At 58.1% G+C, this 15,945-nt stretch carries 12 protein-coding genes; 7 read left to right on the top strand and 5 right to left on the bottom strand.

The window, feature by feature from the left end:
• Nucleotides 1-124: 124 nt before the first annotated feature.
• The 7 genes from pdxA to GFH31_RS06255 all read left to right on the top strand — a co-directional run bounded on the left by pdxA (nt 125) and on the right by GFH31_RS06255 (nt 7,899).
• On the top strand, nt 125-1,219 hold the full coding sequence (gene pdxA / locus GFH31_RS06285) for a 4-hydroxythreonine-4-phosphate dehydrogenase PdxA (RefSeq protein WP_101572099.1): 1,095 nt from the start codon (nt 125-127) through the stop codon (nt 1,217-1,219).
• Nucleotides 1,220-1,272: 53 nt separating this feature from the next.
• Complete coding sequence (thrS, locus tag GFH31_RS06280; protein ID WP_153498354.1) at nt 1,273-3,216, top strand: threonine--tRNA ligase; 1,944 nt, start codon at nt 1,273-1,275, stop codon at nt 3,214-3,216.
• Nucleotides 3,217-3,352: 136 nt separating this feature from the next.
• Nucleotides 3,353-3,889, top strand: coding sequence for a translation initiation factor IF-3 (gene infC / locus GFH31_RS06275; protein WP_055205682.1), 537 nt, complete (start codon nt 3,353-3,355; stop codon nt 3,887-3,889).
• A 103-nt stretch (nt 3,890-3,992) separates the two neighbouring features.
• Nucleotides 3,993-4,775 (top strand): hypothetical protein, encoded by a 783-nt coding sequence (locus tag GFH31_RS06270; RefSeq protein ID WP_153498347.1) that lies wholly within the window; start codon nt 3,993-3,995, stop codon nt 4,773-4,775.
• Nucleotides 4,776-4,814: 39 nt separating this feature from the next.
• On the top strand, nt 4,815-5,864 hold the full coding sequence (locus GFH31_RS06265; RefSeq protein ID WP_153498346.1) for a hypothetical protein: 1,050 nt from the start codon (nt 4,815-4,817) through the stop codon (nt 5,862-5,864).
• Nucleotides 5,865-5,915: 51 nt separating this feature from the next.
• On the top strand, nt 5,916-7,673 hold the full coding sequence (locus tag GFH31_RS06260; protein ID WP_153498345.1) for a beta-L-arabinofuranosidase domain-containing protein: 1,758 nt from the start codon (nt 5,916-5,918) through the stop codon (nt 7,671-7,673).
• A 19-nt stretch (nt 7,674-7,692) separates the two neighbouring features.
• Entirely contained in the window at nt 7,693-7,899 is a 207-nt protein-coding gene (locus GFH31_RS06255) for a heavy-metal-associated domain-containing protein (RefSeq protein ID WP_055205686.1), read from the top strand.
• A 67-nt stretch (nt 7,900-7,966) separates the two neighbouring features.
• On the opposite strand, the gene GFH31_RS06250 is transcribed toward GFH31_RS06255, so the two are convergent.
• The 5 genes from GFH31_RS06250 to GFH31_RS06230 form a co-directional block, all read right to left on the bottom strand.
• Entirely contained in the window at nt 7,967-9,496 is a 1,530-nt protein-coding gene (locus GFH31_RS06250; protein ID WP_153498344.1) for a DUF4832 domain-containing protein, read from the bottom strand.
• Between the two features lie 108 nt (nt 9,497-9,604).
• Entirely contained in the window at nt 9,605-10,762 is a 1,158-nt protein-coding gene (locus GFH31_RS06245) for an MFS transporter (RefSeq protein WP_055205790.1), read from the bottom strand.
• A gap of 153 nt (nt 10,763-10,915) precedes the next feature.
• Nucleotides 10,916-11,911 carry a cation diffusion facilitator family transporter gene (locus GFH31_RS06240; protein ID WP_118456941.1) on the bottom strand — a complete coding sequence of 332 codons (996 nt, stop codon included), beginning with the start codon at nt 11,909-11,911 and terminating at the stop codon, nt 10,916-10,918.
• Nucleotides 11,912-12,046: 135 nt separating this feature from the next.
• Nucleotides 12,047-13,432, bottom strand: a complete 1,386-nt coding sequence (locus GFH31_RS06235; protein WP_153498343.1) for a cytochrome-c peroxidase — start codon at nt 13,430-13,432, stop codon at nt 12,047-12,049.
• Between the two features lie 112 nt (nt 13,433-13,544).
• Nucleotides 13,545-15,857 carry a glycosyl hydrolase family 28-related protein gene (locus GFH31_RS06230; RefSeq protein ID WP_172970809.1) on the bottom strand — a complete coding sequence of 771 codons (2,313 nt, stop codon included), beginning with the start codon at nt 15,855-15,857 and terminating at the stop codon, nt 13,545-13,547.
• Nucleotides 15,858-15,945 lie beyond the last annotated feature (88 nt).

The following is a 15,945-nucleotide window of genomic DNA, read 5'->3' as shown; positions in this document are numbered from 1 at the left end:
TAAAAGTTACAGTTGCAGTGCGATATTTATTCGAGATAGTTTTATATCTTTGCATATTCTATTTTCGAACGGCGGTTGTCTGCGGGTTTTAGCCGGAGACGCCGGAATTTCAAATAAATGACGTATGAGTGATTCCAAAATACGGATCGGTATTACGCAGGGCGATGTGAACGGCATCGGATACGAGGTGATTATCAAGACGCTTTGCGATCCGCGAATGTGCGAATTGTGCACGCCGATCGTTTACGGTTCGGCCAAGGCGGCTTCTTTTTATAAAAAACAGATCGACGCGGCGGAAAACTTCGGATTCAGTACGGTTGTGTCGGCCCGCGAGGCCGCTCCGAAACGGATCAGCCTGGTCGATTGCGTGTCCGGCGACCTGCGCGTCGAACCGGGCGTGCTGAGCGCGGCGGCCGGTGAGGCTTCCGTCGCTGCGCTCCGGGCTGCGGCCGCCGACCTAAAAGCCGGCCTGATCGACGCGGTGGTTACGGCTCCGATCTGCAAGGAGAACGTGCAGGGCGAACAGTTCGGCTTTACCGGGCATACCGAATTTTTCGCGCACGAATTCGGCGGCGATCCGCTGATGCTGATGTGCAGCGATCTGCTGAAGGTGGGGCTGGTAACCATTCATATCCCGGTTTCGGAGGTCAGCGCATCGGTTACCAAACAGCGGATCGTGACCAAGTTGCGCGAGCTCCGGCAGTCGCTGATCCAGGATTTCTCGGTGCGCGAACCGCGCATCGCCGTACTGAGTCTCAATCCGCATGCCGGCGACGGAGGATTGATCGGCAGCGAGGAGAAGGAGATCATCGTTCCGGCCATTCAGGCTGCTTCCCAGCAGAAAATACTGGCTTTCGGACCGTTTGCCGCCGACGGCTTTTTCGCTTCGGCCGGTTATATGAAATACGACGCCGTGCTGGCGATGTACCACGATCAGGGACTCGCTCCATTCAAGGCGCTCAGTTGCGGCGGGGTGAACTTTACGGCGGGGTTGCCGGTTGTCCGTACCAGTCCGGCGCACGGCGTGGGTTTCGACATCGCCGGGGAGAACCGGGCCGACGAGAGCGCAATGCGCGATGCGATCTACCTCGCGCTCGACGTAGTGCGCAGCCGCCGCCTATACGCGGCGATTACGGCGAACCCGTTGCAGAAATACAAACGGGACAGCGGCGCCGACGTGTCGGCATCCGAGCTGCCCGATGAACCGGAAAAAGCATAACGAATACCAGCCGGCGCAGCTCGTATTGCACCGGATAAACGAATAGATTCATGATGATAAAAGTAACTTTTCCCGACGGCGGCATTCGTGAGTACGCCCAGGGAACGACCGCAATGCAAATTGCGGAGAGCATCAGCCCGCGCCTGGCGCAGGAGGTGTTGTCGGCTTCGGTCAACGGCGAGATCGTCGATCTGAACCGCCCGATCAACGAAGATTCGTCGGTCAAATTGCACAAATGGGAAGATCCCGAAGGCAAGAAAGCGTTCTGGCACTCTTCGTCGCATCTGTTGGCCGAGGCGCTCGAAGCGCTCTATCCGGGGATCAAGTTCGGGATTGGGCCGAGCATCGAGAACGGCTTTTACTACGATGTGGACAGTCCGACGCCGATCACCGAAGGCGATCTGCCGAAGATCGAGAAAAAGATGGAAGAACTGGCGCGCACGAAGGAGGCGATCTGTCGCCGCGAGGTCAGCAAGTCCGAGGCGATGAAGACCTATACCGAAAAAGGCGACCAGTATAAAGTGGAATTGATCGAGGGGCTCGAAGACGGGACGATCAGTTTCTATACGAACGGTAATTTTACCGATTTGTGCCGCGGGCCGCACCTGCCGCACATGGGGTACGTGAAGGCGATCAAGCTGACTTCGGTGGCCGGGGCCTACTGGCGCGGCAACGAGAACAACAAGATGCTGACCCGTATCTACGGAATCACCTTTCCGAAAAAATCGATGCTCGACGAATACCTGGCGATGCTCGAGGAGGCCAAGAAGCGCGACCACCGCAAGCTCGGCAAGGAGCTCGAACTGTTTTGTTTCTCGCCGCGCGTGGGAGCGGGCTTGCCGTTGTGGCTGCCGAAAGGCGCTGCGCTCAGAGATCGTTTGGAACACTTTTTGAGGAACGTGCAGAAGCAGTATGGGTACCTACAGGTAATCACGCCGCACATCGGGATGAAAGACCTGTACGTTACTTCGGGGCATTACGCCAAGTACGGGAAAGACTCGTTCCAGCCGATCCATACGCCGGATGACAGCGAGGAGTTTCTGCTCAAGCCGATGAACTGCCCGCACCACTGCGAAATCTACAAATTCAAACCGCGTTCTTACAAAGATCTGCCGTTGCGTTTCGCCGAATTCGGCACCGTGTACCGCTACGAACAGAGCGGCGAGTTGCACGGGCTGACCCGGGTGCGCGGGTTTACGCAGGACGACGCCCACATCTTTTGCCGTCCCGACCAGTTGAAGGACGAGTTCATGAAGGTGATCGACATCGTGCTGTATATTTTCAAGACGTTGAGTTTCGATAAATTTACCGCACAGGTGTCGCTGCGCGATCCGAACAACAAGGAGAAGTACATCGGCTCGGACGAAAACTGGCACAAGGCCGAACAGTCGATCATCGAGGCGGCCGCCGAAAAGGGACTGAATACGACCGTCGAACTCGGTGAGGCCGCCTTCTACGGGCCGAAGCTGGACTTCATGGTGCGCGATGCGATCGGCCGCCAGTGGCAGCTCGGAACAATCCAGGTGGATTACAACCTGCCCGAACGTTTCGACCTGACTTACAAAGGGTCGGACGACAAGGAGCATCGCCCGATCATGATCCACCGCGCGCCGTTCGGCTCGATGGAGCGTTTCGTGGCCGTCCTGCTTGAGCATACCGGCGGAAAATTCCCGTTGTGGCTGTCTCCCGACCAGGTGGTCGTGCTGCCGATCAGCGAAAAATTCAACGATTATGCGAAAAAAGTTTCAGATTTTCTAAATAATTCCGATATTCGTGCTCAGGTGGACGACCGTAACGAGAAGATCGGACGGAAGATCCGGGACAACGAACTGAAACGGATTCCGTTCCTGCTGATCGTCGGGGAAAAGGAGGAACAGGAAGGCACGGTGGCTGTCCGCGCCCAGGGCGAAGGCGACAAGGGCGTGATGACGAAGGACGATTTCGTCGGACTGATCCGCAAGATGGTCGCCGACGAGATTCAGAAGTTGAATAAATAGAAAAGGATGAAAACGGGAGGCGGATGCCGCGCCGGAACCGGAGCCGCAAACGGCTCCCGTTTTTACAGATAAAATTTTGTTTCACTAACGTAAGGAGGACAAAACTATAATTACGAAACCACAATCGAGACCCTACATGAGGGGAAGAATGCCGGAAAAAGAGGCCGCGCATAAGATCAATAATTTTATTACGGCGCCGCAGGTCAGGGTGGTCGGCGACAATATCGAGCAACCGGAGGTGATGTCGCTGCGCGATGCGCTGAACAAAGCCGACGAGATGGGCCTGGATCTGGTGGAGATCTCTCCGAAGGCCGATCCGCCCGTATGCCGGATCGTCGATTATTCGAAATTCCTTTATCAGCAGAAGAAAAAGGCGAAAGAGATCAAATCGAAGATCGTCAAGGTGGTGGTCAAGGAGATCCGTTTCGGGCCCAATACCGACGACCACGATTACGATTTTAAACTGAAACACGCCGAGAACTTCCTGAAAGAGGGGGCTAAGGTGAAAGCCTACGTCTTTTTCAGAGGACGCCAGATCGTGTTCAAGGATCAGGGCGAAATCTTGTTGCTGCGTTTCGCGACCGATCTGGAAGAGCTGGCCAAAGTGGAGCAGATGCCGCGCCTCGAAGGGAAGCGGATGATCCTGATTCTGGCTCCGAAGCCGAAGAAGTAGCGTTTCTTCCCGGCCCCGATCGGGCCTGCAAACAAGCCCGGAGAGAATCAGGTTTCTTTCCGGGAATTTGTGTTTTTAAGAGAACTGACCTAAAACTGACCGAATGATGAAAAGATGGTTGCTCGTTTTCTGCGCGTTTCTGTGCGCCGGGAGTTTCGTTTCCTGCGGCGTGCAGCGTTATCGGGTCGATTCCGCGAGCCGGGTCGTCGACACCGCCGGCACTTTCCGGAACGACCGGTTGGGATTGTCGTTCTACTTCGGCAGTTTTTATACGCAGCATGGGAGTTGCCCGCTGGATCGGGCGGCGGCCCGTATGCTGGCTGCCTGCGAGATCGACCCGAAAACCGATACGGTTCTGTTCGGCGGCGGGATGATGTTCTGCGTTCTTCGCTATTCGCGTCCGTCTTACCTGAATGAGACGAAAAAACATCCGCTCAGTTGGGAGCATCACCGGAATTGTTCGGTTTATCCGTTGCTCGATACGGTACAGAACCGGCCCTCCGGCTTTGTCGCGGAGCAGAAATGCCTGTTCTCGAACGAGAACCTGCGGAAATATTGTACGCCCGAAGAGATCGAACTGTTGACGACTTCGTCGTTTACCCGCAAAGTGAAAGTCTGCAAACGCGCCAAAACGGTGCTGATCGAAGACCTGATTCCCTGGAAGGGATGTGCCGTTTCGATGATCTATGTCCTGAAAATGTGGAACGGTAAGGACTGGGACGAATTCCAGACCTGGAAAGGGGGCGGCCACTTGTCCGATCCGTCGGCTCCGGACAATATGATGAGCTATTGGCGCCGGCCGCAGAGCGATTTCGACCTGCGGCTGACTCGCGAGAACGGTATGCGGATGAAGCTGCCTTCCCGCATACCGGAGCAGCCGGAATAACGAAAAACCATTTCCAACCTAACTAACTGATTCAAAACGATGAAAAAAAGAACGATTCGATTCGGAGCGCTTGCGGCAATCCTGATCCTGACGGCCGGAACGCTTTGCTGCGCGGACGTTTCCGGCGGAAAAGACAACCGGAAAGTTACTCCTGTTCCGCCGTCCGAGCGCGAGGTGGGCATCGCCTACACTTCTTGGATGGATAACGATATTTGGGGAAATACGTGGGGGATGCCGGCGCTGGGCCGGTACGATTCGCGTGACCGCCGCGTCATACGTAAACATGCCGAGTGGCTGACCGATGCGGGCGTCGACTTTATCTGGCTCGACTGGTCGAACAACGTGACTTACGATCCCGACGAATTTTGGGTAGGCGGGAAGCAGGATTTGATCGAGGACGCTACGGCCATCCTGTTCGACGAGTACTACAAGATGGGCAAAGTAGGGATGAAACATCCGAAGATCAGTATTTTCATCGGGGTGACCGGGGCTCCGGAAGCCGCTGACGACGGCCGGTTGCAGAAGAAGGCCGACCAGGTGTACGACATGTACGCCAACAATCCGAAATACAAGGACATGATGCAGCTATACCTGGGTAAGCCGCTGTTGGTGGTGTATGTCGATACGCCGTCGCCGTGGCAGAACGGAACCCCGGAGTGGAACGACGACCGTTTCACGGTACGCTGGATGACCGGGTACGTCTCGGAACAGCCGTCGCTGCGCACCGAAGACCGGGTCAGCAAATACGGTTACTGGGCATGGGAAGACCGCGGCGAGCAGACCTATCCGATCTACGACGGGAAACCCGAGACGATGGTCGTCTGCGCTGCGACCCGCAAGCAGGGCGATCCGGGCGATGCCGGTTACATTCCGGAAAAAGGACGCCGCGACGGGCAAACGCTCCGAGAGCAGTTCGCCCGCGCCCGGGAGATCGGAACCCGTTTTGCGATGGTCGTGTCGTGGAACGAATGGACGACCGGCGAACAGCCGAGCGTCGAGGTCAGCAAGGATATCGAGCCCTCCGTGGAGCACGGCGACAAATATTTGAAAATATTGAAGGAAGAGATCCGCAGGTTCAAGTCCGAGTGACGGATGTTTGGCAGCGGGAATTAGAACTACTGAATCAAAATCGAAGAACCGATGAAAGGAAAATTTTGGAGTTATCTGGCAGTGTTCTGCTCAGCCGGTTTTATGGCGGGTTGCTTGCAGGACGGGGATCGGACGCTGGCTCCGGCCGGATTCGAGAACGTTACGGTCGGCGGTGAATTGGGCGATCGCCTGAGCCGCAATTTCGACCGGATGGAAACCGAACTGTATCAGCCGGAACAGGTCTATTGGACCGAACAGGAGTCGGGCGGATGGCCCGGCGACAAGGAGGGGCGGACGATTCTCGCCCTGGTGCTCGACGGACGCGCTTCGCATCGCGAGCCGAAATACCTCGGCGAACTGATCCGCCTGCTGCCCGAACACCTGAACGCCAAAGGCTATCTCGGTTCGATCCACGAAGGGGAGGTCGACGAACAGCAGTTGTCCGGGCATGGCTGGCTGTTGCGCGGGCTGTGCGAATATTATGCGTGGAAACAGGATCCGCAGGCACTGGAAATCGCGCGGACGATCGTGGACAGCTTGTTCATTCCGATCGCGCCGTTCGTTGACAAATATCCGCTCAGCGACAAGGAGCGAATTGCCGGTACGGGAGACATGTCCGGCAGCGTGCAGAATACGGTTGGCGGCTGGCGGCTGTCGTCGGATATCGGCTGCGTATTCATCGGGATGGAAGGATTGATCCATTCGTACCAGTATGTTCCGTCGGAGCAGTCCAAGGCATTGATAGAAAAGCTGATCGCTCTTTTTGAGAGAATGGATCTGGTGGGAATCAAGGCGCAGACTCATGCGTCGTTGACCGCCATGCGCGGGATGTTGCGCTATGCGGCCCTGACCGGGGATACGACGCTGATTCCTAAGGTCGAGACACGCTGGAAATTGTATAAAGAGTTCGGCATGACCGAAAATTACGAGAATTACAACTGGTTCGGGCGTTACGATACCTGGACGGAGCCTTGCGCGATCATTGATTCTTATCTGGTCGCCACGCAGTTGTGGGCTGTTACGCGGAATCCGCAATACCTCGAGGACGCCGATAAGATCTACCTGAACGGGATAGCCGCTACGCAGCGTGCCAACGGCGGATTCGGGTGTGACCGGCCGGTGGGCGTCGTGTCGCCCGACTTGGCGATCCATGCCGACGAGGCGACCTGGTGCTGCACGATGCGCGGCGGAGAGGGATTGGGCCGCGCTGCGGAATACGCCTATTTCGTAGAGGCGGATACGGTGTACGTTCCGTTCTATCACGAGAGTACGCTCGCGCTGCCCGACCGAAACATCGCGCTCTCGCAACATACCGGTTACCCGTTCGGGAACCGGGTCGAGTTCATCGTGACCGAAGCGCCGAAGCGCGCCGTGACCCTCGCGCTGGCGGTGCCGTCTTACCTTCGTCCCGATTCGGTGCAACTGCCGTCGCATTCGGATGTTTCGGCACATTTCGTGCAGGGATTCCTGCGGGTGAGCGGGCATTTCGACGCCGGCGATACGGTGGCGCTGAATTACGGCTTCGAACCCCGCTGGGTGCCGCTCGAGAACCGGGATATTGCCGATAAAACGCTTTATAAGGCGATGTATGGGCCGTTGGTGCTCGGTTATGAAGCGGACGCTCCGCTGGAACTGGCCGGGAAAGAATTCCCGATCGTCGCCGACGGGCCGGATGCTTTCCGGATTGAAGGTACGGAGTTCCGGCTTACGCCGCTGTACCATCTGCTTGACCCGGCCGTTTCGTCCGGAGCGAATTACCACCGGATGGTGACCGTGAAAATGGATACCGCGACAGTTTGTCTCGAATAGAATATAGAATAAAGAAGATATGAAAACAGCAAGATTCAAAACTAACGCCAAGTGCGGCGGATGCGTCGCCCGCATCGGGGAGGCGCTGAATAAGATCGTGCCGGCCGAAAGCTGGTCGATCGATTTGAGCACGCCCGAGAGAATATTGACCGTAACGTCCGACCTGTCCGACGGAGAGATCGTCCGGACGGTGGAGCAGGCCGGATACAAGGCCGAAGTTCTGTAAAAGCATCTATGACACGACGAAGGGGTTCCGCTTTTCAAAGCGGAACCCCTTCGTCGTGTCCGTCGGTTTATTCGCTAACCGTAATCCGTCCCAGTTTATAGCGTCGCCGTCCGTCATTGCCGTCGTAGGGCAGTTCGTAGACCGGAGTGCCGTCACGCATACCGGCCGAGACGTACAGGTCGTAAACGCCCGGTTTGCACGCGCGGAAAAAAGTGCCCGCTTTGTCGGCATAGCGCGGAGCGATCCGGAACGTCGAAACGATTTGCCGTTCTTCGGCTTTTCCCGCTTCGCAAACCGGAAGCGAGCGCAGGTCGAAATCGTCGACCACCAGCGCCGATACGATTCCCCCTTTGTCGTCTTTCAACGTGAAACACGGGTGGCCGCCGCGGTAGCAGGGGGCTACGCCCGCATTGCTCCATGCGGAACGGATTTCCAACGGTTCGCCCATTTTTACGCTTTCGGGCCACGAGATTCCGGATACCTGCAGGCGGTAACCTATCCGGCGGTTGATCCGGTCGATCGCGTCGCGGTTCTCTTCGAGCAGGATGCGCGGCCACCAGTGAATCGACATGAACGAGGCGTGGTAATCTTCGACGGACTTGACCAGCAGATTTTTGTCCCAACTGCCGCGCTCTTTCGATCCGCCGTAGTGTTCGTGTTCGAGGATTACCGGCAGCGTCGGCCAGAAGAGCTGAGCCATTTCGCTGTGGTACCACGAATGAGGCGGCGGTTGCACCAGGATGCTGTCGTCGCGGATGGTCACGCCGCGCGAGAAGGCGTAGTCGGTGATCGGGAAACGGCTGCCCGGCGCGTCGTGCCCGGCAAAGTCGTCCGAGATGCAAAGTTGGGTGTTTTTGAAATGCTTGCAGTACAGGTCGATGTGTTTTTTCTGGGTTTCCAGGCCCCATGAACGGCCGTGCTTCGGCGTGCTCATGACCGTATGGCCCTCGCCCCACATCCCGAAGTGTCCGACGTCCACGAAGGCGACGTGCGGGTTGCGGTCGTAGCGTTCGGCCATCGCCCGCAAAAAGTTTTCCACCTTCTCTATGAATACCGGGTCTTCGTAGTCGGGTTCGAGGTAATGACCTTCGACGTCGTATCCCGTCGCTCCGGCGTCGAATACCCATTTCGGCGTGGCGTGGTACAGCCAGCTTTCGGTCGCGCTGACGCGGAAGGCGACGTATTTGCCTTTGTCGATCCAGCGCTGCGCCGGGGTGTCGAGCAGTTCCCAGGCGAATTTGCCTTCCTCGGGTTCGAGGAAGGCCCACGGAACCCGCAGGTAGACAGTGCTCAGCCCCGGGAAATCGTCCAGCGTATCGGACGGTTCGAGCTGCGATCCGTAGTTGGCGAGGATGTTCGAGTAAAAATGCATCGTCCAGCCCATGCCCGGGTTGGTCAGCGCCCGGCCGTGATCCCGAAGCGCGGCGGTGAACCGGCCGTTTTCGGAAGTAATGTCGTCGGTTGCCGCTGAGGGTAGGCTTCCGGCGGCCGTGCCGCTCGACGGCCGCGCTGCGACCTGATCGTACATTCCCGCGGCGAGGGCGGCGGTTACGAGTCCCGCCTGCTGCAAAAAAGTGCGTCGGTTGATTTTTTTCATATCGGTATCGTTTGATTCGTTTCGTTCAAATATAGCGAAAAAAATCGTATGCGATACTTCTCGGAAGGGGATTTCGGCCGCCTATTCCGGCGGAGCGGGAGCCCGGAACTATTTCTGTCGCAGCATCGGGGCGGCGACGGTCGTCGTGAGGCCGATCAGGGCGATCAGCGCGAACGACCAACGCAGATTCAACGCGTGGGCGATGAAGCCGATCACCGGCGGGCCGAGCAGAAACCCGAAAAATCCGATCGTCGAGACGGTCGCCAGCGCCACCCCCGGCAGCATCGTTTTCGACCGCCCGGCCAAGCTGTAACACAACGGCACGACCGACGACGTTCCGAATCCGACCAGCAGAAATCCCAGCGTGGCGGTAGTCAGGTGCGGGAACAGCACCGACAGCAGCAACCCGGTCGCGATGACGATGCCGCTGGCGCGGATCACCCGGATCGCCCCGAACCGCGTTACGAGCCGGTCGGCGGTGAACCGGCCGCAGGCCATCGTGCACATGAAGGCGATGTAGCCGAGCCGGATCAGCTCTTTCGGAGGTCGGATGACCGTTTCGAAATAGACGCCGCTCCAGTCGAACATGGTTCCCTCGCAGGCCATGCTGCCGAAAGCGATCAGTCCGAGCAGCAGGATGTAACGGTCGGGACGGACGAAAACCTTTTTCGGTTTTTTTTCGTCGGCCGGCTTGGCGTCGCGCGGCAGCATCGAGCCGCGCATCGTGACGAGCACCGCGAATGTAACCGCATAAATGATGCAGAAATGCATCAGCGGCGGAATGTCGTAACCAACCATCAGCGTGCTGACCAGCCCTCCGCAGAATCCGGCCAGCGACCACAAGCCGTGGAACGACGCCATGATACTGCGGTTGTAGAGCCGTTCGACGCCGACTCCCTGCGTGTTGACGGCGATGTTGCACAGGTTGGCCGTGATGCCGAACAGGAAGAGTCCCAGCGTGAGCTGTCCAATCGACGAGGCCGCTCCGAGTCCGACCAGCGCGGCCGGGTAGAGCAACGCTGCTACGGTCAGTACCAGCTTGCTGCCGTAGCGGCTGACCAGGTAGCCCGACAGCGCCATTGCGGAGAGTTGTCCGACCGGTAGTGCGAACAGCACCGATCCGAGCACCGCTTCGTTCAGGTGCAGGGCGTCTTTGATGTCGGGGATGCGGCTGGCCCAGCTCGAAAATACCAGGCCCTGAATAAAGAAAAAAGCGCTGACCGAGATCCGGTAGTATTTCGTAGCGCTCAGTGACAATGTTCCCATCGTAAAAATTTTCCCTCGAAATTTCCGCGGCAAATGTACGGAATTTTTGAAAACGGCTGTCGTTTTCGAAAAAGAGTTTTGCGGGGATGTTTCCGGACCGGTTTTGTGAGCGACGGCCGGCGTCGTTGCGGAGAGGTGGGGGAGCCGAAACGGTTACTCGTCGCGGTCTTCGTCCGTTTCGGTCAGTTCCCGCAGCGTGTAGATCAATGGAGCCGCAAACCGTTCGCGGCGGTACGGGCAGTCGCCGACGGCGCAGTGGCTACAGTGTTTTTCGTCGCACGAATCGGTGTGAATCGACAGCAGCACCCGGTCGGAGAATCCTTTTTGGATGGTTTCCCGCAGTTCGGTGCAGGCCGCGTGTCCCTGACGGATGTTGTAATACCACGGCAGCGTCAGGTCGCAGTCGATGTAGAAGTAACTGCCGTATTGGATCATTTTCAAGTTATGGATGTCGATCCAGTCCGGGTGCGGGTTTTCCGCGATGGTCGTCCGCATTTTTTCGAGGTATTCGCGGTCGGCTTCGTCGGTCAGATTGGCCACGGTTTTACGCAGGATCGAAAAGCCCGTCCAGACGATAATGCCGCCGAAGATCAGCGCCAGCGCGCTGTCGATCCAGCCGATGCGGGTTACGTACAGCAGCAACAGGCCTGCGACCAGGCCGATCGACGAATAGGTGTCCGATTGCAAGTGCCGGCCCCCGGCCACCAGCGCGATCGAATCGTATCGGCGGCCCGTGCGGATGCTGTACCGGCCGAGCAGGTAGTTGACCGCTCCGGCCGCGGCTACCAATACGATACCGATATCCAGTTTTTCGATCGCGGCCGGTTCGAAAAGCCGCCTGACGCCTTCGAAGATGATGATCCCGCCCGCCACGGCGATCAGCAGTCCTTCGACCGATGCCGAGATCAGTTCGATTTTCCCGTGTCCGAACGGGTGGTTTTCGTCTTTCGGTTTGGCGGCCCGGTACAGGCTGTACAGACTGATGAATCCGGCGATTACGTTGACGATGCTTTCCATCGCGTCGGTCAGGATACCCACCGAATTGGTCAGGGCGAACGCCAGAAATTTGCCGCCCATCAGCAGTACCGAACAGGCGATGATCCGCCGTTGTACCCGTTGTTTGATTTCGCTTTCGGTTCTGCTTTTCATGTTTCGTCGTTTTTTTGTTTGGTGCGGAGTGCGCTTTGCCGGGTCGAACGACGGTCGTGTGGCGCGTTCCGTATTCCGGGAAATGAAAAATTCCGCCGACAGCGGAATTTTTCAAGGTATTTCTCCGTCGAAGGATCAGTTCAGGGCGCTGCCGTCCGTGAGCGGCAGCCCGTTGAGCTTTCCGGTCAGGGTTTCGAGGAATGCGGTCAGGTCGTTCACGTCGCTTTCGGGCAGCGTTCTCCCGACCTGGTATTTCGCCATGTCGCAGACCGCTTCGTCCAGCGTCTGGCGCGTCCCGTCGTGATAGTAGGGAGCCGTCAACGCTACGTTCCGCAGTCCGGGAACTTTGAATCGGTGCAGGTCGTAGTCCGTTTTGGTTTGCTTGTGGCGGCCGTTGTCTTCTTCGGTCATTTCCGTTCCGCGGTCGGCGAAGTAGTCGCCGTAGAGTCCCATCAGTTCGTAGGACTGTCCGCCGAGCGTCGGGCCGACGTGACAGGTCGCGCAGCGGTTCTCTTTGAAAAGTTCGTATCCGTGAAGCTCCTCCGCGCTCAACGCCGTCGAATCGCCTTTCAGGTAGAGGTCGAACCGCGAATCGGGCGTGAGCAGCGTTTTTTCGTATTCGGCGATGGCGTCCGTGATGGTTTCGCCCGAGTAGCCTTCCGGGTAAACGGCGGTGAAAGCGTTCGTAAAGATTTTGTCCGCTTTCAATTTCCCGATGATTTCGTCCCACGACGCGCTGGCCATTTCGACCGGGTTCAACGGCGGGCCGCCGGCCTGTTCGGCAAGATCCGCCGCCCGGCCGTCCCAGAACTGCACGAAGTTGTAGACGGCATTGAACACGGTCGGGGCGTTGACGCCGCCGAGTTGCTTGCCCACTCCTTCCGAGTACGCTTTGTTGTCGACGCCGCCGGTTTGCAGGTTATGGCACGACGCGCACGAAACCGTGTTGTCCGACGACAGCCGCGGATCGTTGTACAGCATTTCGCCGAGTGCGACTTTGCGGATGTCCACCGGGATCGAATCGGCGATCGGTTGGATGGGTTCGTTGGCGAAAACGGTCGCCGACAGGTTATTCGGATAGTGTTCCGCCCGGTGTTTTTTCACCCAATCGAGCAGGATCTCCTTTTTGGCGTCGGTAAGCGACGATCCCCAGTGCACGAGGTAGTATTTGGCCATCGGCATCGAGCCGTCGGCAACCGATTTTTCGATTTTCGACAGGGTGACTTCGCCGACCGGCCTGCCGTCCGAAAGCGCCCGGTACGCTTCCGTCAGGTCGGTGTGTTTGAGCGCCTCGGATACGTCTTTCTTGACGATATCGCCTGCGACCGGCAGGCTGGCATAGAAGGGCAGGTTCGGTGTCGCGCTGTGGCAGTCCAGACAGCCGCCGTCGTCGAAGATCGCTTTTACCCGCATTTCGGCCGTCAGTTCGGGAGCCGGAATCCGGTTCACCGCATGATAGGTGATCGTCAGCGCGATAGCGATTACCGCCAGCGCCAGAATGACTTTTACGCTTTTTTTCATTTTTTGTTCGGGTTTATTGCCGTAAATCCGGTTTGCAAATACGGACTTATGGGGGTAAAGATAAGCAGGTTGTCTGAAATTTCCAACAAAAAAATCATTTCCTTCGGAAAGATCAGTCGACGGCGGCTTTTCGGATCCGCGCGCCGTTTCCGTCGATCCCCAGGGCGTAAGTGCCGTCTTCGGGAATATCGACCGTCAACGTCCGTTGCGTCCATGTTTCGGAACTGAAATCCGCTCGTGCGATCGGCACGCTCTCTTCGAACAGGCTTAGTCTGTCGGCGTAGAGCGATCCGTCGCCCTGTACTTCCGCCGTGAAGGTGTGCCTGCCGCGGGTCAGATAAAGCCCTTCGTACAGACGTCCTCCGTCGGCGTAGCCGCAGCCGTCCCGGACGCCCGCGTCGCCCCGCATCGTCCAGTAGGCGCGGCCGTGTTCGAAGTTTCCGTTCTGGAACGTGCCGCTGCTGCGGATGCCGCAGTCGGAGATGAAATTGGTCGGCCGGATGCAGAGCAAGTCGCAAGGACTGAGGTAGCTGTTGCGGTAGATGCGGACGTTTTTGATCGGCGAGTAGTCGTCCTGCTCGGTGTTGTCGAACGGTTGTTTGCCGAAATAGGGATTGTCGGGCCAGGTGCCGACCGCATATCCCCCTTTGAGGACGCAATCGTAGACCGTGATGCTGTCGATTTCGGTGTCGCCCCAGTCCGGGTTGTCGGTTCCCCACGGGATGAAGGCGATCGCCTTGCCGCCGCCCGAATTGATGTAGCTGTGGCAGGCGGTTACGTTGCGGATCGAATTGTCGGCGTCCGGCCGCGCCCACCACCACAGGATGCCGCGCGGGTCGTCGTAAGCGGTCCACAGCACCACGCCGTCGTCGTTCGATTCGAGGAACGCGCGGACGATCTTGACGTTGTGCGTTCCGACGCCGAGTCCCAGGCCGTCGCCGCTGACGCACTGAACCTCGTGCATCTTCAGGTTGCCGATGAAGACGTTCTCGCAGGCGTAAAACGCCGTGTGGTAGTTGTTCGAACGGACGATGTCGAGGTTCGACACTTCGATGTTGCGCACGTTCCACAGCCCGATCGGAATGACGTGGATGCGGTCGGCGCAGTAACGCTGGTAATCTTCCTCGGCGTAGCGCTCGTCCTGGCATTCGGGATCCATCGAACGGATCTTGCCGGGGCCGGTGATCTTGATGTTTTCGATGCTTTTGCCCTGGAGCAGCGGCAGGTTCGAAACGTGCATGTTGTGCGTCCAGTTGATGCCGGGGATCGACCCTTCGTGCCCGTAGGCCGGTTTATACTTGTAATCGCGCGCGTCCTGCGACTGCCAAAGGATCGCGCCTTCGGCGATGTGCAGTTCGATGTTGCTTTTCAGCAGGATGTTGGTCGCGACATAGCGTTTGCCGTAAAACGAGCCGTCGCCGTCGAGCACGACCCGTCCGCCCCCCTTCGCGGCAGCGTCGTCGATCGCCGCCTGGATGGCGTCGGTATCGTCGGTGAATCCGTCTCCCTTGGCTCCGTAGTCGGTAGCGTGAACCGTGAGCGAAGGCAATGCGAAAGCGTAGGGATTCTCTTCGAAATCGTTCCAGTTGTCGATGTAGAAGCGCGGCCCGATCTTTAGAAAATTGCCTTTGTCGTCTTTGACGACCGCCAGGAACTGGCTGCTCAGCCGCGTCATGTCGCCATTGCGCATCGGGATGCCTGCGATGCGGAATTCCGGAGTCAGTTCGCCTTCGTACAATTCGGTCATCCGGTTGATATCGTCTTCGGGTTGTAGCATCGAAGTTTCGTAAATCGCGATTCGGGAGTATCGATTGCGGTATTTCGGGTCGATGCTGCCGGTGACCGCGATCTCATGCGGCGTGGCGGTGCAGCCGTCGATCCGGCCGGCCTGCGGTTCGAGCGCGGCCTCCTGCTCGAACGTGATCCGGTCGATTCGGAGCATGCCCTTGCCGCCGAGCGGTTCGATCCGGAAACCCTTCAGGCGGCCTTTGGCGTGCGGGTTGTCCGACAGGTTGAGGTAGCAGGTTTTTTTCGGCGAATTCGGTTCGATTTCGAAAATCTTGGATTTCGCTTCGTCATAGGTGCTGTCCCGGTCGGTGATGAAACGGAGTCGCAGCCGGGTCGCGGAACTCCGGTTCTCCATCAGCAGGAGTACCGTGTTGCGTTTTTCGAGCGTCGGATTGTAGAGCAGGTGCCGGCTGCCCGCCAGCGGCGGCGAGCTGAGCGAAGAACCTTTGCGGAACGTGTATTCCAACGCTCCGTCTCGGGTCGCCACGCTGCCGTTTACGGCGGTAAACCGTTCGGCGGAGCCGGGTTGTTCGAAAGTCAGCCCGGGAGTCGGGCCCGGCTGGGCCGGGGCCTGTCCGGTCAGCGACAAGGCGGCGCAAAGCAGCAGGCTGCGAAAAGGGGAGATTTTTTTTGGCATACGGTCGGTTTTGGGTTCATATCGAAAGCGGTTGTCCGGCGGAAACGGGAAGGGTTTCGTCCCGCCGCGTTGCCGGCGCCTGCCGGAT

It is taken from the genome of Alistipes sp. dk3624 (assembly GCF_009557455.1).
Taxonomy (GTDB): Bacteria; Bacteroidota; Bacteroidia; order Bacteroidales; family Rikenellaceae; genus Alistipes_A; species Alistipes_A hominis.
The sequence above is the reverse complement of the archived record's forward strand: the minus strand, read 5'-3'. Positions and strand labels throughout refer to the sequence as shown.